This is a genomic window from Actinacidiphila yanglinensis, from assembly GCF_900107965.1.
GTDB lineage: Bacteria > Actinomycetota > Actinomycetes > Streptomycetales > Streptomycetaceae > Actinacidiphila > Actinacidiphila yanglinensis.
Genome location: NZ_FNVU01000007.1, coordinates 61,082 through 79,594, shown reverse-complemented (window position 1 = coordinate 79,594; position 18,513 = coordinate 61,082). Strand labels below are relative to the sequence as shown.

Annotated in this window: 17 protein-coding genes and 1 pseudogene; 10 read left to right on the top strand and 8 right to left on the bottom strand. The window is 73.5% G+C overall.

The genetic code is table 11. The features are described from left to right. Positions 1–42: 42 nt before the first annotated feature. Positions 43–1,056 carry a tryptophan--tRNA ligase gene (gene trpS / locus C4U44_RS17765; protein ID WP_103886815.1) on the top strand — a complete coding sequence of 338 codons (1,014 nt, stop codon included), beginning with the start codon at positions 43–45 and terminating at the stop codon, positions 1,054–1,056. 192 nt (positions 1,057–1,248) lie between these two features. Then, positions 1,249–1,821 carry a 2'-5' RNA ligase family protein gene (locus tag C4U44_RS17760; RefSeq protein ID WP_200823300.1) on the top strand — a complete coding sequence of 191 codons (573 nt, stop codon included), beginning with the start codon at positions 1,249–1,251 and terminating at the stop codon, positions 1,819–1,821. A gap of 154 nt (positions 1,822–1,975) precedes the next feature. Here C4U44_RS17760 and C4U44_RS17755 read toward each other — a convergent pair whose 3' ends face one another. Together C4U44_RS17755 and C4U44_RS17750 are read right to left on the bottom strand one after the other, a co-directional pair. Continuing rightward, positions 1,976–2,737 carry a decaprenylphospho-beta-D-erythro-pentofuranosid-2-ulose 2-reductase gene (locus C4U44_RS17755; RefSeq protein WP_103886813.1) on the bottom strand — a complete coding sequence of 254 codons (762 nt, stop codon included), beginning with the start codon at positions 2,735–2,737 and terminating at the stop codon, positions 1,976–1,978. Between the two features lie 16 nt (positions 2,738–2,753). Next, positions 2,754–4,121, bottom strand: a complete 1,368-nt coding sequence (locus C4U44_RS17750; RefSeq protein ID WP_103886812.1) for an FAD-binding oxidoreductase — start codon at positions 4,119–4,121, stop codon at positions 2,754–2,756. Positions 4,122–4,400: 279 nt separating this feature from the next. Between C4U44_RS17750 and C4U44_RS17745 the strand changes: the two genes are divergently transcribed. The 4 genes and pseudogenes from C4U44_RS17745 to C4U44_RS17730 form a co-directional block, all read left to right on the top strand. Continuing rightward, complete coding sequence (locus C4U44_RS17745) at positions 4,401–4,880, top strand: phosphatase PAP2 family protein (RefSeq protein ID WP_103887096.1); 480 nt, start codon at positions 4,401–4,403, stop codon at positions 4,878–4,880. Continuing rightward, positions 4,877–5,833 (top strand): decaprenyl-phosphate phosphoribosyltransferase, encoded by a 957-nt coding sequence (locus C4U44_RS17740; protein ID WP_103886811.1) that lies wholly within the window; start codon positions 4,877–4,879, stop codon positions 5,831–5,833. The genes C4U44_RS17745 and C4U44_RS17740 overlap by 4 nt, the downstream gene beginning before the upstream one ends. 70 nt (positions 5,834–5,903) lie before the next feature. After that, entirely contained in the window at positions 5,904–6,407 is a 504-nt protein-coding gene (locus C4U44_RS17735; protein WP_103886810.1) for a GtrA family protein, read from the top strand. After that, positions 6,395–7,171: pseudogene (locus tag C4U44_RS17730) on the top strand (YihY/virulence factor BrkB family protein); the annotation flags it as partial. The gene C4U44_RS17735 and the pseudogene C4U44_RS17730, both read left to right, overlap by 13 nt. Positions 7,172–7,262: 91 nt before the next feature. Here the strand turns inward: C4U44_RS17730 and C4U44_RS43470 are convergent. After that, entirely contained in the window at positions 7,263–8,651 is a 1,389-nt protein-coding gene (locus C4U44_RS43470; protein WP_322973640.1) for a D-alanyl-D-alanine carboxypeptidase family protein, read from the bottom strand. A gap of 139 nt (positions 8,652–8,790) precedes the next feature. Between C4U44_RS43470 and C4U44_RS41940 the strand changes: the two genes are divergently transcribed. Next, complete coding sequence (locus C4U44_RS41940) at positions 8,791–9,138, top strand: SCO4848 family membrane protein (protein WP_200823316.1); 348 nt, start codon at positions 8,791–8,793, stop codon at positions 9,136–9,138. 54 nt (positions 9,139–9,192) lie between these two features. Here the strand turns inward: C4U44_RS41940 and C4U44_RS17720 are convergent, their stop codons facing one another. The 4 genes from C4U44_RS17720 to C4U44_RS17705 all read right to left on the bottom strand — a co-directional run bounded on the left by C4U44_RS17720 (position 9,193) and on the right by C4U44_RS17705 (position 14,033). Beyond that, positions 9,193–10,026, bottom strand: a complete 834-nt coding sequence (locus C4U44_RS17720; RefSeq protein ID WP_103887094.1) for a TetR/AcrR family transcriptional regulator — start codon at positions 10,024–10,026, stop codon at positions 9,193–9,195. 19 nt (positions 10,027–10,045) lie between these two features. Further along, positions 10,046–10,606, bottom strand: a complete 561-nt coding sequence (locus C4U44_RS17715) for a thiol-disulfide oxidoreductase DCC family protein (protein ID WP_103886808.1) — start codon at positions 10,604–10,606, stop codon at positions 10,046–10,048. A 1-nt stretch (position 10,607) separates the two neighbouring features. Beyond that, positions 10,608–11,036 (bottom strand): hypothetical protein, encoded by a 429-nt coding sequence (locus C4U44_RS17710; RefSeq protein ID WP_103886807.1) that lies wholly within the window; start codon positions 11,034–11,036, stop codon positions 10,608–10,610. A 231-nt stretch (positions 11,037–11,267) separates the two neighbouring features. Continuing rightward, complete coding sequence (locus C4U44_RS17705; RefSeq protein ID WP_146088284.1) at positions 11,268–14,033, bottom strand: MMPL family transporter; 2,766 nt, start codon at positions 14,031–14,033, stop codon at positions 11,268–11,270. A gap of 152 nt (positions 14,034–14,185) precedes the next feature. Here C4U44_RS17705 and C4U44_RS17700 point away from each other — a divergent pair, with 152 nt between their 5' ends. Both C4U44_RS17700 and C4U44_RS17695 read left to right on the top strand, forming a co-directional pair. Beyond that, on the top strand, positions 14,186–15,034 hold the full coding sequence (locus tag C4U44_RS17700; RefSeq protein ID WP_103886805.1) for a response regulator transcription factor: 849 nt from the start codon (positions 14,186–14,188) through the stop codon (positions 15,032–15,034). Continuing rightward, positions 15,031–16,530, top strand: a complete 1,500-nt coding sequence (locus tag C4U44_RS17695) for a sensor histidine kinase (protein ID WP_103886804.1) — start codon at positions 15,031–15,033, stop codon at positions 16,528–16,530. The genes C4U44_RS17700 and C4U44_RS17695 overlap by 4 nt, the downstream gene beginning before the upstream one ends. 41 nt (positions 16,531–16,571) lie before the next feature. Here C4U44_RS17695 and C4U44_RS17690 read toward each other — a convergent pair whose 3' ends face one another. After that, complete coding sequence (locus C4U44_RS17690; protein WP_103886803.1) at positions 16,572–17,792, bottom strand: MFS transporter; 1,221 nt, start codon at positions 17,790–17,792, stop codon at positions 16,572–16,574. Positions 17,793–17,880: 88 nt separating this feature from the next. Between C4U44_RS17690 and C4U44_RS17685 the strand changes: the two genes are divergently transcribed. Further along, on the top strand, positions 17,881–18,468 hold the full coding sequence (locus tag C4U44_RS17685) for a MarR family winged helix-turn-helix transcriptional regulator (RefSeq protein ID WP_103886802.1): 588 nt from the start codon (positions 17,881–17,883) through the stop codon (positions 18,466–18,468). Positions 18,469–18,513: the final 45 nt, after the last annotated feature.

The following is an 18,513-nucleotide window of genomic DNA, read 5'->3' as shown; positions in this document are numbered from 1 at the left end:
CAGGGGTGTGGGAGCGGCCCGGCGGCCTGAGAGAATGGGGGTATGGCCAACCAGCGACCGCGTGCCCTGTCCGGCATCCAGCCCACTGCCAGCTCCTTCCACCTGGGCAACTACCTGGGTGCGATCCGCCAGTACGTGGCCATGCAGGACACCCACGACGCCTTCTACATGGTGGTGGACCTGCACGCGATCACCGTGCCGCAGGACCCGGCGACGCTGCGCGCCAACACCCGGCTCGCCGCGGCTCAGCTGCTCGCGGCCGGCCTCGACCCGGACCGCTGCACGCTGTTCGTGCAGAGCCACGTGCCCGAGCACGCGCAGCTCGGCTGGCTGATGAACTGCATCACCGGCTTCGGCGAGGCGTCCCGGATGACGCAGTTCAAGGACAAGTCGGCCCGGCAGGGTGCGGACAGCGCCACCGTCGGCCTGTTCACGTACCCGATCCTCCAGGTCGCCGACATCCTGCTCTACCAGGCCGACGCGGTGCCGGTGGGGGAGGACCAGCGGCAGCACATCGAGCTGACCCGGGACCTGGCCGAGCGGTTCAACGGCCGGTTCGGCGCGACCTTCAACCTGCCCGCGGCGCACATCGTGCGCGAGGTCGCGAAGATCTACGACCTGCAGGACCCGACCGCGAAGATGAGCAAGTCCGCCGCGTCCGCCAAGGGTCTGGTCAACCTGCTGGACGAGCCGAAGGTGTCGGCGAAGAAGTTCCGCAGCGCCGTCACGGACACCGACACGGTCGTCCGCTACGACGAAACGGAAAAGCCGGGCATCAGCAACCTGCTCAGGATTCACTCGGCCCTCACCGGTACCGGAATCGCCGAACTGGAGGAGCAGTACGCGGGCAAGGGCTACGGTGCGCTCAAGACCGACCTCGCGGAGATCTTCGTGGCGTGGGTCACGCCGTTCCGCGAGCGCACGCAGGAGTACCTCGGGGACCCGGAGACGCTGGACTCCCTCCTGGCCAAGGGGGCCGAGAAGGCGCGGGCCGTCGCCGCCGAGACGCTGGCGCTGGCCTACGACCGGATGGGCTTCCTGCCCGCGAAGCACTGAGGAACCGCAGCACCAGAGCACGGAAGAACCGAAGAACCGAGGGTCGGGCGCGGAACGGATCGGGCTGTGACACACGTCGCTGTCCGGTTCGTACGCATGCGCGCGACACTGAGCTGGACGACGAGCACGCATCACACGCGGCACACAGCACACGAGCGCGGCCGCGAGGCGACCCGGGAAGGGGTGAACGCAGTGGGTGTCACGATCATCGGCGTGTCCATCGCGGTCCCGGAGCCCTACGGCCGGCTGCTCCAGGACCGCAGGGCCGGGTTCGGCGACCCGGCGGCGCACGCGATCCCCACACACATCACCCTCCTCCCGCCGACCGAGGTGCTCCGCGAGGACCTGCCCGGCCTCGACCGGCACCTCGCCCGGGTCGCCGCGGGCGGCCGGCCGTTCGTCATGCGGCTGGACGGCACCGCGACCTTCCGGCCGGTCTCGCCGGTGGTGTACGTGCGGGTCGCCGAGGGGGACGCCGCGTGCGGCGAGCTCCAGGAGCAGGTGCGGTCCGGGCCGGTGGCCCGGGAGCTCCAGTTCCCCTACCACCCGCACGTCACCGTCGCGCACGGCATCGCCGAGGAGGCGATGGACCGCGCGCAGCTGGAGCTGGCGGGGTTCTCCGCGGAGTGGACGGCGTCCGGCTTCGCCCTCTACGAGCAGGGCCCCGACGACGTCTGGCGTCAGCTCCGCGTCTACCCCTTCGCCACGGAAGAGCCCCCCGCCCTCCCCCACCAGCACACCCGCCGCGTGACGGCTCCACGCTGACCCGTTCCTGACCCGGGAGTACCCGCACCCACCAGGGGCGCGTGGGGGCACCTCCCAGCCGCCAGGCTGGGGGAGAACTGCGCGCGCGACCCGCCACCGTGAGGTGGTCCCTCAACCGGCAGGACGGGGCAGCCCGGGGGGACAGGGGCGCCGACTACCTCGCCGCGGTGACCCTACGGAAGAGCGGCCTCGGCAAATGCCGCAAGGCAGCCATCACCGGCCGCAGCCGCCCCGGCACCCAGATCACCTCGGCCCGCCGGCGCAGGCCGGCCTCGATCGCGGCGGCCACCACCTCCGGCGTCGTCGCGAAGGGCGCCGCAGGCAGATGCCCGGTCATCCGCGTCCGCACGAACCCGGGCCGTACCGCCATGACATGGACCCCGCAGGGGTGGAGCGCGTCCCCGAGCCCCTGCGTGAACGCGTCGAGCCCGGCCTTGCTGCTGCCGTAGATGAAGTTCTCCCGGCGGGCGCGCTCGCCGGCGACGGAGGAGAGGACGACCAGGGAGCCGTGTCCCTGGCGCTGGAGCGCGGCGCCGCAGACGAGCGACGCGGACACCGCCCCCGTGTAGTTGGTCGTCACGACGCGCACCGCGGCCGTCGGCTCCTGCTCGTCGCGCGCCTGGTCCCCGAGCACGCCGAAGGCGAGCAGCACCATGTCGATGTCGCCCTCGGCGAAGATCTTGCCGAGCACCTCCTCGTGCGTGCCGGGTTCCAGCGCGTCGAACGCGCTGACGTGCACCTCGGCCCCGAGCGCCGTCAGTTCGGCCGCGGCGGCGTCGAGCGCGGGGGAGGGCCGTCCGGCGAGGTGCACCCGCCGGGTGCGGCGGGCGATCAGCCGGCGCGCGGTGGCCAGCCCGATCTCGGAGCCGCCGCCGAGCACCAGCAGGGACTGGGGAGCCCCGAACGCGTCCTTCATGAGCGAACTCCCTACGTCACAGCGCGAGTCGACGTGCCAGGTCGGAGGTGATGGCGCCGCGCGGGTCGTAACGGGCGCGCAGGGAACGGAAGTCGTCCAGCCGCGGGTACATCCGGCCGAGCATGTCGGGCCGTAGCCGGGAGTCCTTGGCGAGGTAGACCCGCCCGCCCGCGCCCGCGACCTCCTCGTCCAACTCGTCGAGCAGCGCGCCGAGCCCCGGCAGCGCGGCGGGGATGTCCAGGGCGAGGGTCCACCCGGCCATCGGGAAGGAGAGCCAGCCGGGATCGCCCGCGCCGAACCGCTTGAGCACCGCGAGGAAGGACGGGCAGCCGCGGGTGCTCAGCCGCCGCACCACCGAGCGCAGCGCGTCCTCCTGGCCGTGCCCGACCACGAACTGGTACTGCACGAAGCCGGCCCGGCCGTAGACCAGGTTCCAGTCCGGCAGGCCGTCCAGCGGGTGGAAGAAGGTGGCGAGCTTCTGCAGCCGGCCGCGCTGCTCGCGGGGGGCCCTGCGGTACCAGAACTCGTTGAACAGCCCGACGGTGGTGCGGCCGAGCAGGCCGTCGGGCGCGGGGCGGGGTGCGGCCGGCAGCCGGCGCGGCCGGAAGGCGAGCGGGGCGTTGCGGGCCCGCCGCGGCAGGGCGTCGAGCGGGGCGTGGTCGCCGCGGGTGAGCACCGCGCGGCCGGTGCGGGCGCCGCGGGCCAGCAGGTCGATCCAGGCGACCGAGTAGCGGTAGCGGTGGTCGGTGGCGGTCAGCCGCGCCATCAGGTCGTCGAGGTCGGTGGCCCGCTCGGTGTCGACGGTCATCAACGAGGTCTCGACCGGCATCAGTTGGATCGTGGCGGCCAGCAGCACGCCGGTCAGGCCCATGCCGCCGGCCGTCGCCCAGAACAGGTCCGGTTCGGTCTCGGGCGTCACCAGCCGGGTCTCGCCGTCGCCGGTCAGCAGTTCGAAGGCGCGCACATGGCGGCTGAAGGAGCCGGAGACGTGGTGGTTCTTGCCGTGGATGTCGGCGCCGATCGCCCCGCCGACGGTGACGTAGCGGGTCCCGGGCGTGACCGGGACGAACCACCCGAGCGGCAGCAGCACCTCCATCAGGCGGTGCAGCGACACCCCCGCGTCGCACGTCACGACCCCGTTGACGACGTCGATCTCGTGGATGCGGTCCAGGGCGGTCATGTCCAGCACCACGCCGCCCGCGTTCTGCGCCGCGTCGCCGTACGCCCGACCCAGACCCCGCGCGATCGCGCCACGGTTGTCAGCGGCCCGTACCGCCGCGACGGCTTCCTCGTACGTGCCCGGGCGCAGCAGTCGGGCGGCGGTCGGGGCGGTGCGGCCCCAGCCGGTGACGGAGGTGATGGCCGGCGCGAGCGGTACGGGCATGCCGCGAACGTACCGCCGGCCAACCCGAAGGAATGCCCGATGAGGTGTGGAACGTCAGTGTTTGCGGCTTTTCTCACTGGAACGGGCGATCGGGAGGGGTAAGGGAGGGAGTCGCACGGTAAGAATCCGCAGTCAGGTGGCCGAATCGTATGACTCGTACGACTCGTATGACGCATGCGACGCGCACGACGCCCGTCACGCGCCGGCCACGCACGAGGAAGCGGCTGAGGGAGCGAGGAGGTGCGGCCCGTGTTCCGCCCGGATCACGACCTGCTGGACATGCTGCGCCGCTGCGGCCGGCACCCGTACGGTGCCGCCGCCGCCAAGGGCCTGTCACTGGCCGGAGAGCACGGCGCGGTGTGGCTCGCCGCGGGCCTGGCCGGCGCCGCCGCCGACCCCGCCCGCCGCCGCGCGTGGCTGCGTGCCACCACGCTGGTCGCCGCCTCGCACGCCGCGAGCATGGCCGTCAAACGGGTGGTGCGCCGGCCCCGGCCGCCGCTTCCGCCCGGTGCCACCCCCCTGGTGCGCACCGCGGGGCGGCACAGCTTCCCCAGCTCGCACGCGGCCTCCTCCGCCGCGGCCGCGCTCGCCTTCGGCGCCCTCGCCCCGGCCGCGCCCTTCCGCCCGCTCGCGACCGCGATCTGCCTGTCACGGCTGGTCGCGGGCGTCCACTACCCGACCGACGTCGCCTTCGGCGCTCTGCTCGGTGCGACCACCGCCCGCCTCGGGCGCGACTGGACCCACAGGGGTGTGCGATGAGTGAACCCGCCGTCGTCATGGACAACAAGCCCGCGCCCGCCGCGGTCGCGCCGCCCGGCACCGGATGGGACGTCGCCACCGGCCTGCTGCGGGCCGCCCGCCCCCGGCAGTGGGTGAAGAACGGCCTGGTGCTCGCCGCGCCCCTCGCCGCCGGCCGGCTGCTGGACATGGACGGGGCGATACGACTCGCGACCGCGCTGGTGCTCTTCGTCGCCTGCTCGGCCGCCGTCTATCTGATCAACGACGCACGGGACGCCGAGGCGGACCGCGCCCACCCGGTGAAGTGCCGCCGCCCGGTCGCCAGCGGCCAGGTCCCGGTCGCCGCCGCCTACACCGCGGGCGGCCTGCTCGCCGTCCTCGCCCCGGCCACCGGCGCGCTCGCCTGCAACGGCCACACCGCCGCACTGCTCGCCGCCTACGTGGTGATGCAACTCGCCTACTGCCTGCGGCTGAAGCACATGCTCGTGGTCGACCTCGTGATCGTCACCACCGGCTTCCTGATGCGGGCCATGGCCGGCGGCCTCGCCCTGGACATCCACCTCTCCCGCTGGTTCCTGATCACCTCCGGCTTCGGCGCGCTGTTCATGGTCGCCGCCAAGCGCTACTCCGAACTCGTCCTGATGTCCGAGCGCGACGGCGACGTCGGCGCCACCCGCGCGCTGCTGGGCGAGTACACCATCGGCTACCTGCGGTTCGTGTGGCAGCTCGCGGCGGGCGTGGCCGTGCTCGGCTACTGCCTGTGGGCGCTGGAGAGCAGCCACAGCGAGCACGGCCTGCTGCCCTGGCGGCAGTTGTCCATGGTCCCCTTCACCCTGTCGGTGCTGCGCTACGCGGTCTTCGCCGACGCCGGCGCCGCGGGCGAGCCCGAGGACGTGGTGCTGCGCGACCGCCCGCTGCTGGTGATCGCGCTGGGCTGGAGCGCGCTGTACGTGCTCGCGATGGTCAATTCGTGAGCCGCCGCGGGGGGCCGGGCGCGTGGCGGGCCGGCTCGTGCGGGCGGTGAGGAGGGGAGCGCGGCCGGGGATGTGGCCCGAGGTGATGGGGTTCGCGCTCGCCGGCGGCGCCGCCTACGCCGCCGACCTCGGACTGTTCGTCTGGCTGCGCGGGCCGGCCGGGATGGGCCCGCTCACCGCGAAGGCACTGTCATTCCTGGCCGGCTGCGCGGTGGCGTACCTGGGCAACGCGCTGGGCACCTACCGCGGCCGCGGCCGGTCCGGCGGCGGCAGGGCGCGGCGGTACGGGGCGTTCTTCGCGGTGAACCTGGCCGGGGCGCTGGTGCAGTTGGCGTGCCTGGGCTTCTCGCACTACGTCCTCGGCCGCACCTCCGCCCGCGCCGACATCGTCTCCGGCGCGGGCGTGGGGATGGTTCTGGCCACCGCGCTGCGGTTCTGGGGCACCCGAACGCTGGTGTTCAGGGCCGGCGTCGAGCCGGACGACCGTCGGCTCCCTCGTCCGGACGGGGGAGCCGCGCAGGCCACGGGCGTGCGGACGGCGGGGGAGGGTAGCCGCCCGACATGGACTGGCTGACCGGATTGCCGTGGATCGGCCCGCGGATCGCGAGGGCGATGCGCACGCATGCCTGGCGGGCCTTCGCCCATCTGCAGAGCGTGCACTGGTCGCGGCTGGCGGCGGCGATGACGTTCACCAGCTTCCTGTCGCTCTTCCCGCTGCTCGCCGTGGTCGCCGCGGTCGGCGCCGCGACCTTGTCGGACCGTCAGCTGGACAAGCTGGAGAACAAGATCACCGAGCAGATCCCGGGGATCGCCGACAAGCTCGACATCAACGGCCTGGTCGCCAACGCCGGCACCATCGGCGTGATCGGCGCCGTCGCCCTGGTGTTCACCGGTATCAGCTGGGTCACCTCGCTGCGGGAGTGCCTGCGCGCGGTGTGGCACAAGGACGACGAGGGGCGCAACCCGGTCACCGGCCGGCTGCACGACGCGCTCGTCCTGCTCGGCCTGGGCGGGGCGGTCCTCGTCTCGCTCGGCGCGTCCGGCTTCGCCACCGCCGCGGTCAACTGGACCGCCGACCGGGCCGGGCTCGACAACCACGACCCGGGCCGCGTCCTGCTCACCGTGGTCGGCTACCTGATCGCCGTCGTCGCCGACTTCCTCATCCTGCTCTACCTGCTGACGCTGCTGCCCGGCGTGGACCCGCCCCGCAGGGCCGTCGCCGTCGCCGCGCTGATCGGCGCGGTCGGCTTCGAGCTGCTGAAGGTCGCGCTCAGCGGCTACCTGCGGGGGGTCGCGGGCAAGAACATCTACGGCGCCTTCGGCACGCCCATCGCGCTGCTGCTGTGGTTCAACTTCATGGCGAAACTGCTGCTGTACTGCGCCGCGTGGACCGCGACGCAGGACGGCGGGGCCGAGCCGGGCGGCGGCGTCAGTGCCTCCGGAGCGAGCGGGGACGGCGCCGACGGTCGGGACGGGGGGAAGGAGCCGGCGAAGACGCCTGATCCGGCGGAGTCGCCTCGTCCGGCGCCTGCTGCGGATGCTGCGCCGGGAGGCGCGCACCGCTGGGAACCACCGCGGACGGAAGCGGGCGGCGGCGCCGCACGACGATGATCACCGCGGCGAGCACCACCAGGGTCGCGGCGGTGATGCCGGCCGCCGTCCACAGCCCGCGCGAGGACGACGACGACGTGGTGACCGCGGCCACCGGCCGTGCGGACGTTTTGGCCGGCTGCTTCGACGGCTCCGGCGCGGTCACCTGGCTCAGCGGCGGCACCAGCGAGCCGACCGGCTGGATGCTCGGCGCGGCCTTGAAGCCCCAGTCCAGCAGGGACGCCGCCTCGCGGTAGACCGCGTTGTGCCCGGACTTCGGGTCCGGGTGCATCACGGTGACCAGCAGCTTGCGCCCGCCGCGCTGCGCGACCCCGGTGTAGGTGGCACCGGCGTTCGTCGTGTCGCCGTTCTTCACCCCGGCGATCCCCTGGTACGGCTTGAGGTCGTAGTCGCCGGTCAGCAGGCGGTCGGTGTTCTGGATCTGGAACGACTCGCGGGTCTTGGACGGCTGGCCCTTCTTGGGGTGCGCGACCTTCTTGTAGTCGCCGGGGAACTGCGCGGTCGGCGTCGAGCAGTACTCCCGGAACTCGGGCAACTGGAGCCCGGCGCGCGCGAACAGCGTCAGGTCGTAGGCGCTGCTGGCCTGCCCGGGCATGTCGTAGCCGTCGGGGGAGACCACGTGCGTGTCGTCGGCCTGGAGTTCGTGCGCCTCGGCGTTCATGTCGGCCACCGTCGCGGGGACGCCGCCGTTCATCGCCGACAGCACGTGCACCGCGTCGTTTCCCGAGCGCAGGAACACCCCGAGCCACAGGTCCTTCACGGTGTAGGTCAGGTTCTCCTTGATCCCGACCAGGCTGCTGCCCTCGCCCATGCCCTTCAGGTCCGAGGCCGCCACCTTGTGCGACTCGGCCTGCGGCAGCTTGGGGATCAGCATGTCGGCCAGCAGCATCTTCAGGGTGCTGGCCGGGGCGAGCTTCCAGTGCGCGTTGTGCTCCGCGAGGATCTCGCCGGTCTCGGCGTCCGTGACGATCCAGGAGCGCGCGGTGAGTCCCTTCGGGAGCGCGGGTATGCCCGCACCGGTGTTCGCCTGCGTGCCCGGCAGGCTCAGCCGGTCACCACCGACCTTGGACATCACCGCGGGCGGGGCGGGTGTCCTCGACGGTGCCGGCGCCGCCTGCGCGGTGCCGGCCAGCACGCTTCCCCCCAGCAGGAGGGCGGTCAGGGACGCAGCGGACGCTTTCAGGGCGGAGGTCGCTTTCTTGGCCACCCGCAGAACGTACCCGCCTCGGCCGTCCCACCGCGCCCCCGGGCCCCGTCCCGCTCCACGTGACCCTGCGCACTCTCGCCGCCCGCGACCCCCGCCCCCGGCCGTCGCCGCCGCGGGCGACCCGCCCATACTGGTACGTATGAAGCTCAGCCGCCGCGTCTCCTGGTTCCTGGTCGCCTTCGGCGTGTGGAGTTGGATCGTCTGGACGACGTTCGTGAAGAACCTCTGGAAGGACACCAGCGGCCTCGCCTTCCACCACGGCGACCACTCCCACCCGACGGCGTACTTCTGGATCCACCTCGCCCTCGCGATCACCTCCACGGTCCTCGGTACGGCGATCGGCGTCCTCGGCATCCGCGGGCTGCGCGCGCTGCGCCCGGAACGGGACGGTGCCGGGCGGCAGCAGGCGGCGGGTGACGCGGCGGACGGAGCGGCGGCGGTCTCGTCGGCGGACGCCCCGGTCGAGGAGCGGTCGGCCACCCGCTGAGCGCTTCCCGCTGAGCAGCGCCCCCGTCGAGCGATCCCCGCGGGGAGCCACGGGTCAGCCGCGGCGTTTGCGTCCGGCCGGGCGGGACGGGGCGCTCTCCGCGCGGGGGAGCGGGGTCTTGCCGATGGTGGGGAGTATGAAGTCCTGGATCAGACCCTTGGCGTCGCGGACCAGGGGGCGGAACGCGCGGTAGCGGGACAGCGCGATGATCCGGGCCACGAACGGGGTGGAGCGGCGGACGAACTCCCGGGTGCGCGCGGTGTCCTCGGTGCGGTCGAAGACCCAGTACAGGACGACGACCATCAGGTGCAGCCACAGCAGGTCGGGCAGCAGCTCGGCGAGTTCGGTGTCGAGCTTGGGCGCGAGGTCGGAGCCGGTGAGGACGTCCCGGAAGAGGGTGACCGCGGTCTCGCGGGCCGGGTGGGACTCGTTCGAGAACGGGCTGAGCGAGCTGTCCGGGTCGGCGGCGGTACGGAAGAACTGCGCGGCGAACTCGTGGTAGTCCGCCGCGCAGTCCAGCCAGGAGATCAGGGCGATCTCCAGGCGGCGCGCGAAATCCCGCTCCCCCTCCATGCGGGATGCCGCGTCGCGTGCGTGGTCGTGCGTCATCAGGTCGTAGAACCCCTGGATCAGGAATTCCTTCGACTCGAAGTAGTAGTACGCGTTGCCGACCGAGACCCCGGCCTCCTGGGCGATCGCCCGCATCGTGGTCTTGTCGTACCCGCGCTCCTGGAACAGCCGCATCGCCGTGTCCAGGATCGCCGCGCGGGTCTGCTCGCTCTTGCCGGTCTTCGGCCGGGCCCGGCCGCCGGGCAGCGGCTCGGCCTCGCCGGCGTCGGCCTGCGTGCCGGTCTGCGGGGCGGTGTTCGCGGTGGTGCGGTCGTTCATGTCCTCCACCCGGGTGAGCCTATCCGGGGTCGGGCCCGCAGCCGTCCGTGCAGGCGGCGTCGCGGTCCGCCGCCGCGGCGGGGCCCGGTGCCTGGCTCCACCCGGTGACGCGGTCGTACGTCCAGCCCGGCGCGACCGGGTACGTCTCGGTGCCCGGCGGCCTGGCCGGCGGATGCGCGAGGGCGCCGTGGCGGGTCGCGCCGCGGTACTTCGCCGCGCCGAGCACCGCGGCGCGGGCCAGCCGGCGCCCGGCCGGGGAGGTCAGGGTGTGCGAGAACCGGCGGTGGTCGGCGAGCGCCCACAGGCAGACGATCCAGGCGCTGTCCCCCCGGTAGACCTGGCCGTGGTCGCCGACCACCGTGACGTCCTTGGCGGTGGCGGCGTGGTCCAGCTCCGGGAACCGGGTCCGTGCCTCGGCCGATCCGGCCGGGACCAGGACGAGCGGTACGAGCTGGCGCTGGCGGGCGAGCCAGCCCGCGGCGAAGGCGCACAACCCGCAGTGCGGGTCGTACAGCACGGTCAGCGCGCGCAGCGGCCGGCGGTCGGCCGCCGCGTGCCTGCGGGTGGGCGCGGCGGTCATCTCAGGCCCCGGCGGTCTTCGGTCCGACCGCCCACGTGGTGGGTGTGCTGTCGTCCGGGTCGATCGGCGGGAACTGCTCCCGGTCGCTCAGTCCGCGCCGCCGGAAGCGGTTGAGGACGTAGACGTTGCCCAGGTGCATGGCGCCGAGCACCAGCAGCACCACGCCGAGCTTGACCGACAGCGCCTCGAAGACCTCACGGGCGTCGTCGATGGTGTCGGTGGTCTTCAGGTAGAGCGCGACAAAGCCGAGATTGACCAGATAGAAGCCGACCACCAGCAGGTGGTTGACGGCGTCGGCGAGCTTCTCGTCCCCGTGCATCACGTCGGACAGGAAGATCCTGCCGTTGGAGCTGAGGGTCCGGGCCACCCAGACGGTCAGCGTGACGCTGATCGCCAGGTAGATGACATAGGCGAGGACGGTGAGGTCCATGGCGCATTCCACCCCTGATGCGAGTGTTGTTGAACGTGTTCAAAACTCTCTGACGGCAAGGATGCTAGACCTGTTTTTGAACATGTTCAAGTGATTGGGGACGACCCCCGTTTGACGGAGGCCGGGCGCCGGGACGCGCCGGCGAGGACGCGAAAGGGCCCGGCTCCTACGGGGGAGGGAGCCGGGCCCGGTTCGGTGGGCGCGAGGGAGAGGGGCCGCGCCGGGGTGGTGTCAGTCGGAGGAGTGGCTCAGTTCCAGGTCGACGTCACCGTCGCCGTCGCCGCCCTCCTCGCCGTCGGTCAGCCGCACCGTCGCGGGGAAGGGGGGGTAGCCCATGGTGAGCAGGGTGTAGCTGCCGGGATAGAGGTTGGCGAAGGCGTACGACCCGTCCTTGCCGGTGCGCACCTCGGCGACCTGGTGGCCGTCGGCGTCGCGCAGGACGACCTTCGCGTCCTCCACGGGCGCGCCGTTCGCGCGGCGCACCGTGCCGGTGAGCGAGCCGGTGCCGGTCAGCACCAGGTCGCAGTCGACCGGGCTGCCCGCGGTGAGCACGCTCGCGGTCTGCGGGTGGTGGCCGGGGGCGCCCGCGACCAGGACGTACGAGCCGCCGGTCGGGACCGGCAGGGAGAAGGTGCCCTCCGGGGTGGCCCGCGCCCGCCCCGCCTGGCGGCCGTCGGAGGCGATCAGGGTCAGCTCGGCGCGCGGCACCGGCAGTCCCGCGGAGCCGGTCACCCGCCCCCGCACCAGCGCGCCCGCGGGCGTACCCCCGCCGGAGTCCGCGCCGGCGGGGGAGCCCGCTGCCGGGTCGCCCGTGGTGTCACCGGCCGCCGGAGCGTCGGCCTCCTCCTCGGCGGGCTCCACCGCCAGGTGCGGCAGGCGCCGGCCCAGCCACTGCGGCAGCCACCAGTTCGCGGCGCCGAACTGGTGCATCAGCGACGGCACCAGCACCGTGCGCAGGATGAACGCGTCCAGCGCCACCGCCCCGGCCAGGCCGATGCCGAACATCGCCAGCACCCGCTGCCCGCTGAGCACGAAGGCGGCGAAGACGCAGATCATGATGACCGCCGCCGAGTTGATCACCCGGCTGGTCTCGGCGAGGCCGACCCGTACCGCCCGCGCGTTGTCCCGGGTGAGCATCCACTCCTCGTGCATCCGGCTGACCAGGAACACCTGGTAGTCCATCGACAGGCCGAACAGCAGCGACAGCATGATCACCGGCAGGAAGGCGTCCACCGGCCCGGCCCGTCCGGCGAGCGCGCCGCCCCAGCCCCACTGGAAGACCGCGACCAGCACCCCGAAGGAGGCCGCGGCCGCCACCAGGTTCATCACCGCCGCGGTCAGCGGCACCACCAGCGAGCGGAACGCGAACAGCAGCAGCACGAACCCGAGCGCGATGATCACCAGGACGAAGAGCGGCAGCTTGCCGTACAGCACCGTCGAGAAGTCCTCGAAGATCGCCGTCTGGCCGCCGACGTAGGCCCGCATGGTGCTGCCCCGCTCGGCCGCGGGCACCACGTCGTCGCGCAGGTGGTCGATCAGGTCGGAGGTCGCCTTGTCCTGCGGGGAGGTGGTCGGCACCGCGTCCACCAGCGCGACCGTCTGGCCGGGCTTCATCGGCGCCTGGGCCGCGTAGGCGATGCCGGGGGTGGCGCGCAGGGAGGTGACCAGCCCGTCCAGGGCGGTCCGGTCGGCGGCCGAGGGCACTTCGGCGAGGATGGTCAGCGGCCCGTTGAAGCCCGGCCCGAACCCGTCCGCGAGCATGTCGTAGGCCTTGCGGGTGGTCGTACCGGCCGGGTTGTTGCCCTGGTCGGAGGAGCCGAGCCGGAGCGAGAGCGCCGGGATCGCCAGGGTCACCATCACCACGACCGCGACCACCGCGAGCGAGCGCGGGTGCCGCTGGAGGAACGCCGACCAGCGCGCGGCCGGCCCGGTGGCCGCCTCGACCTGCGGCCCGGACGCGGCCAGGGCGCGCCGCTGCCGGCGGCTGAGCACGCGCAGGCCCAGCAGGCCCAGCAGCGCGGGCAGCAGGGTGACCGCCGCCGCGACGGTGATGATGACGGTCAACGCGGCCGCCACGGCGACTCCGTTGAGAATGGTCAGCCGCAGCGTGAACATGCCGAGCAGCGCGATGCACACCGTGCCGCCCGCGAACAGCACCGCCCGCCCGGAGGTGTTCAGCGCCACCACCGCCGCCTGCTCCGGGGTGCGGCCGCGCAGGATCGCCCGCCGGTGCCGGGTGACGATGAACAGCGCGTAGTCGATACCGACGCCCAGGCCCACCAGCGTCGCCAACTGCGGGGCGAAGTCGGCGATATCCATGCCGTGGCTGAGCAGGATGATCGCCGACGAGGAGATGCCGATCCCGAACAGTGCGGTGATGATCGGCAGCAGCATCCCGAACAGCGAGCCCAGCGCGAGGAAGAGCACCACCCCGGCCGCCGCGATGCCGATGCCCTCGGCGAGTTCGGGCAGCGGCTGCTCGGCCTGCGCCGGCTTGGCGCCGCCGACCTCCACCTGCAACCCCGGTCCGCGCGCGGAGTGCGCGGTGTCGATCAGCAACTGCGCCTGGGCGTTGGACAGGTCGCCGCCGAGCTTGGTGTACGTCACGGTGGCGTACGCGGTCCGGCCGTCCCTGCTGATCTGGGCCGCGCCCGCCGTGACGTACGGGCTGACCACCGCGCCGACGTCCTTCTGGTGCGTGATCCGCGCCAGCACCGGGGTGATCCGCTCCCGCACCGAGGCGTCCCGCACCGAGCCGGAGTCCACGTGCCACACCACGGTGTCGCCCTCACCGGACTGGGCGGGCACCGCCTTGTCCAGGAGGTCGAGCACCTTCGCGGACTCGGTGCCCTTCAGCGAGAACGCGTTGGAGTACGCCTCCCCGGCCGCCCGGCCCGCGCCGCCCACGCTCAGCAGCGCGGCCAGCCACAGCAGGATCACCCACCACTTGTGCCGGAAGCACCAACGCGCCACACCTGCCACGGTCCTGTCCCCCATCTCGTCGGAGATCGTCCGGGGCACCCGGACGTGGTTCTCCCCTTCAGCGTCCGTGGCCGTCCACCCGGCCACCAAGCCGAACCGCGTTCTCTCAAGGAACTCCAAAGTTCTCCGCCGCCCGCCCGCTCCTCGGCGCGCGGATACTGAGGGGCATGGACGCCACCGTGCTCATCGTCGAGGACGAACCGGGTATCGCCGACATCCTGCGAATCACCCTGAAATACAACGGTTTCACAGTCTACGAGGCCGCCACCGGCCGGCAGGCGCTGTCCATCGCCCGTGAGCACCGGCCCGACCTGGTGCTGCTCGACGTGATGCTGCCCGACGGCAACGGCTGGGAGGTGTGCCGCACGCTGCGCGAGGAGCGTGCCGCCGAGGGCACCGGCCCGGCCGATGAGCCCGACGACCTCGCGGTCATCTTCGTCACCGCCCGCGACGCCCCGCGCGACGTGGTGGCCGGGCTCGCGATCGGCGGCGACGACTACATCACCAAGCCGTTCGGCGTCGACGAGGTGGTGGCCCGGGTGCACGCCGTGCTGCGCCGCACCCGCCGCCATCCGCTGCCCCCGGCACGGGTGTTGCGCCACGGCGACCTGGAACTCGACGAGGCGACCTACACCGCCCGCCGGGCCGGCCAGCTGGTCGAACTCACCCCCACGGAGTACAACCTGCTGCGGCACCTGCTGCGCAACGCCGGCCGCATCCTCACCAAGGACCAGCTGCTCCAGCACGTGTGGCGGTACGACACCGCGGTGTCCTCCACCGTCGTCGAGACCTACATCTCCTACCTGCGGCGGAAGTTGGACCGCCTCGGGCCGCCGCTGATCCAGACCCGGCGCGGGGTCGGCTACGGCATCTGCGCGGACCACCCGGCCCCCTCGCCGACCACCGCGGGAGCCGGGACATCCGAGGCGCGCGAGGTCCCGCACGGGTCGGACCCGTCGGAGCCGCCCCCGGCGCACGGGGCTCGCGGCGTCTCCGCGACCGGGGGTGCCGCATGAGGGCCGCACCGGCGGTACGGGCGCGCTGCGGCTTCTGGCCGCGACCGCAGTCGCTGCGCGGCCGGTTCACCATCGCCAACGTGTCCTTCCTCGCCGTCGGCCTGGTGCTCGCCGCCGCGGCCAGCATCGCCGCCACGTACATGGTGCTGATCGGGGAGATCGACGGCTCGCTGCAGTCGTCGCGGTCGGCCATCGCGCAGACCTCCCTCGACGCGCGCGGACTGCGGCAGTTGTGCACGCTCGCGGACCTGCTCGGCAGCAAGGACGGCTCGGCGGTCGCCAAGGCGTTCCAGCAGGACATGCTGATCGTGCTGGACCGGCGCGGCACGCCCGCCGCGGTGTGCGAGAACGGCGCGGCGCCGATCGACGCCGAACAGCGGGCACTGGCCGCCGCGTTGCCGAACCCGGACAAGCTGGCCCAGGGCGGCGCGGTCACCGTGCACAGCGGCAGCAAGAAGTACCGGGTGGTCGCGGTGCGGCTGGCCGACGGCACCATCGTGGTCAAGGGCATGCGGATGAACGGGGTGGAGCACGCGGTCGGCACGCTCCTGGTCGTGGAGGGCTGCGTCGGGGTGGTGCTGCTGGCGCTGCTCGCGGTCGGCTCGCTGACCGCGGCCCGGCGCCGGCTCAGCCCGCTGGAGGACATGGTGGAGACCGCCTCCGCGATCTCCGAGGGCGACCTGTCCCGGCGGGTGCCCGAACCGACCGCCCGCAACGGCTCGGAGGAGGTCGAGCAGCTCAGCGGCTCGCTCAACGCGATGCTCCAGCAGATCGAGACCGCCGTCACCGACAGCGAGCGCGCCAGCGCCCAGCTCCGGCAGTTCCTCGCCGACGCCTCGCACGAGCTGCGCACCCCGCTGGCGTCGGTCCGCGGCTACCTCCAGCTCTACGAGAAGGGCATGCTCGACGCCGACGAGCAGGACCGGGCGCTGCGCCGGGTGTCCGCCGAGGCGCTGCGGATGAGCCGCCTGGTCGACGAACTCCTCGCGCTCGCACGGCTCGACGACCGTCCTGCCCTGCGCTTCGGCCCGGTCGACCTCGCCTGCCTGGTGCGGGAGTCCGTCGCCGACCTCGCCGCGCAGCAGCCCGAACGGCCGGTGACGATACGGGTGTCCGAGGACGCGGCGGTGCTCGGCGACGAGGCGGGGCTGCGGCAGGTCGTCGGCAACCTGCTCGGCAACGTCCGCGTGCACACGCCCGCCGACGCCCCGCTCACCGTCGAGGTCGGGGCGGAGGGCGACGACGGGATCCATCTCACCGTCAGCGACGGCGGGCCCGGGCTCGCGTCCGCCGACGCCGCACGCGTCTTCGACCGGTTCTTCCGCGCCGCCCCGGACCGGGCCCGGGACACCGGTGGCGCCGGCCTCGGCATGTCCATCGTCCACGCCCTGGTCCAGGCCCACCACGGCTCGGTCCGCCTGGAGACGGCGCCCGGCGCCGGCCTGACGGTGCGGGTGACGCTGCCGGTGGTGAGCCGGCACCTCGCCCCGGTGTAGCGGGCCCGTCCGCCCGCGCGCCGGCCGGTCCGTACCGCCGGTCAGGCGGCGGGTACGCGCACCTCGGGGGCGGGCAGCGCGCGGGCGGCGCGGACGCCCGGTACGGCGGCGGTGCCCAGGCACGCGGCGGCGACGAGGGCGGCCGAGACGTACAGGGGCGCGGCCGGGCCGAAGGAGCCGGCGGCGAAGGGCGCGACGGCGTACCCGACCGGCATCGCGGCCAGCGACAGCAGCCAGTCGTAGGAGGTGACGCGGGCGAGTACCCCCGCGGGCACGGACGCGTAGACGTAGGTCTCCCAGACCGGCGTGAGGAAGCCGAGGGCGGCCAGGGCGAGGCCGTAGGAGGCGATCAGCAGCCACGCGGGCGCGCCGGCGGCGAGCAGTGCCAGCGGCAGCGCGTACGTGGCCAGGCCGAGGTTGCCGGTGAGGATCGGCCGGCGCGGCCGGGCCCGGGAGGCCAGCAGCGACCCGAGGAGCAGCCCGACCGAGCCGGCCTCCAGGACCGCCACCCAGACCCCGTCGCCGCCGGCCCTGCGGTGCGCCACCAGCGGGCCGAGCGTGGCCAGGACGGCTGCCGCGCCGTTCCAGATCCCGTGCGCCACGAGGCTGGTCCAGTACCAGTCGCGTGAGCGCACCTCGCTCCAGCCCTGGACCAGGTCCGCGCGGATCGACCGCGCGGGTATCCGCTCCCGGCGGATGCGGATCACCGCGAGCATCGAGGCGCTGGCCGCGAAGGAGGCGGCGTCCAGGACGAAGGCCCAGCCGGGCCCGGCGGTGAAGATCAGCCCGCCCGCGACGGCCGGGCCGGCCAGCCGGGTGGCGTTCGCCGCGGATGCGGTCAGCGCGTTGGCGCGCAGCAGCCCGGCGGCTCCCACGGTGCCGTTGACCAGGGGCGCCGTGGTCGGCATCGCGAAGGCGGACGCGCTGCCGCCGATCGCCTCGGCCACCGCGATGTGCGCCAACCGCGGTGTCCCGCCGATGAGTTCGAGCCCCACCAGGAGCTGGGCGGCGCACCGGACGAGGTCGGTGGTCAGGGCCACCTTGCGCGCGTCCAGCCGGTCGGCGACCACGCCGCCCAGCGGGAGCAGCAGCAGGCGCGGCACCATCGCGCAGCCCAGCACGAGGGCGAGCGCGGAGGCCGAGCCGGTGGCGCGGCTGATCGCGATGGCCAGGGCGGCGGGCACGACGGCGTCGCCGAGCGAGGACAGGGTGCGCCCGGTGAACAGCAGGCGGAAGGCGCGGATCCGGAGAGGGTGCGTCACGCCGAGCAGGGTATTTCGGCGCCGAATCTTTCGTCAACGAATATTTCACCACCGAGGAAGGAGTGAGGGCCCGGCATAGGATGCGGTCATGACGCCCGCCTCCGCCGCCCGCCCGCCGACGCCCCCGCCGGCCGGCCGGCCGCCGCGAGCCGGGAATGCCGGGAACGCCGCCCGGGACTGGACCGACGGGCACGTCGAGCGCTGGCAACCGGTGCTGCCCGGCCTCGACCCCGACATCGAGGGCGCGGTCACCCGCGCCCAGGCGCTCACCTCCCACCTGCGCCGGGTGCGGGAGCGCTCGCTGGTCGACTTCGGCCTGCACAAGCACGAGTTCGACACCCTGCACACCCTCGCCGGCCGCGGCGGGCGCGCGGCCCCCTCCGAACTCGCCGCCGACCTCAAGATGGCCCCCGCCTCGATCACCGGGCGGCTGGACGGCCTGGAGCAGCGCGGGTACGTGCGCCGCAGCCACTCCGCGGAGGACCGCCGCCGCGTCGACGTCGAACTCACCGACGCCGGCCGCGCCGCGTGGCTCGGCGCGCTGGACGTCGTCGGCCACGAGGAGTACCGCCTGCTGGGCACCCTCACCGCCGCCGAACGCCGCACCCTGTCCGACCTGTTGCGCCGGATCATGGTCGTCGCCGAGGACGCGGGGAAGAGCGGGCCGCCGCGGTAAAGGGGACCGGGCGGAAAAGGTCGGGCAGAAGGCCCAGGCCGAAGG

Coding starts and splice junctions, on each gene's coding strand:
- trpS (WP_103886815.1), top strand. CDS start 43: ATGGCCAACCAGCGACCGCGTGCCCTGTCCGGCATCCAGCCCACTGCC.
- C4U44_RS17755 (WP_103886813.1), bottom strand. CDS start 2,737: ATGAAGGACGCGTTCGGGGCTCCCCAGTCCCTGCTGGTGCTCGGCGGC.
- C4U44_RS17750 (WP_103886812.1), bottom strand. CDS start 4,121: ATGCCCGTACCGCTCGCGCCGGCCATCACCTCCGTCACCGGCTGGGGC.
- C4U44_RS17745 (WP_103887096.1), top strand. CDS start 4,401: ATGCTGCGCCGCTGCGGCCGGCACCCGTACGGTGCCGCCGCCGCCAAG.
- C4U44_RS17740 (WP_103886811.1), top strand. CDS start 4,877: ATGAGTGAACCCGCCGTCGTCATGGACAACAAGCCCGCGCCCGCCGCG.
- C4U44_RS17735 (WP_103886810.1), top strand. CDS start 5,904: ATGTGGCCCGAGGTGATGGGGTTCGCGCTCGCCGGCGGCGCCGCCTAC.
- C4U44_RS41940 (WP_200823316.1), top strand. CDS start 8,791: ATGAAGCTCAGCCGCCGCGTCTCCTGGTTCCTGGTCGCCTTCGGCGTG.
- C4U44_RS17720 (WP_103887094.1), bottom strand. CDS start 10,026: ATGAACGACCGCACCACCGCGAACACCGCCCCGCAGACCGGCACGCAG.
- C4U44_RS17715 (WP_103886808.1), bottom strand. CDS start 10,606: ATGACCGCCGCGCCCACCCGCAGGCACGCGGCGGCCGACCGCCGGCCG.
- C4U44_RS17710 (WP_103886807.1), bottom strand. CDS start 11,036: ATGGACCTCACCGTCCTCGCCTATGTCATCTACCTGGCGATCAGCGTC.
- C4U44_RS17705 (WP_146088284.1), bottom strand. CDS start 14,033: ATGGGGGACAGGACCGTGGCAGGTGTGGCGCGTTGGTGCTTCCGGCAC.
- C4U44_RS17700 (WP_103886805.1), top strand. CDS start 14,186: ATGGACGCCACCGTGCTCATCGTCGAGGACGAACCGGGTATCGCCGAC.
- C4U44_RS17695 (WP_103886804.1), top strand. CDS start 15,031: ATGAGGGCCGCACCGGCGGTACGGGCGCGCTGCGGCTTCTGGCCGCGA.
- C4U44_RS17685 (WP_103886802.1), top strand. CDS start 17,881: ATGACGCCCGCCTCCGCCGCCCGCCCGCCGACGCCCCCGCCGGCCGGC.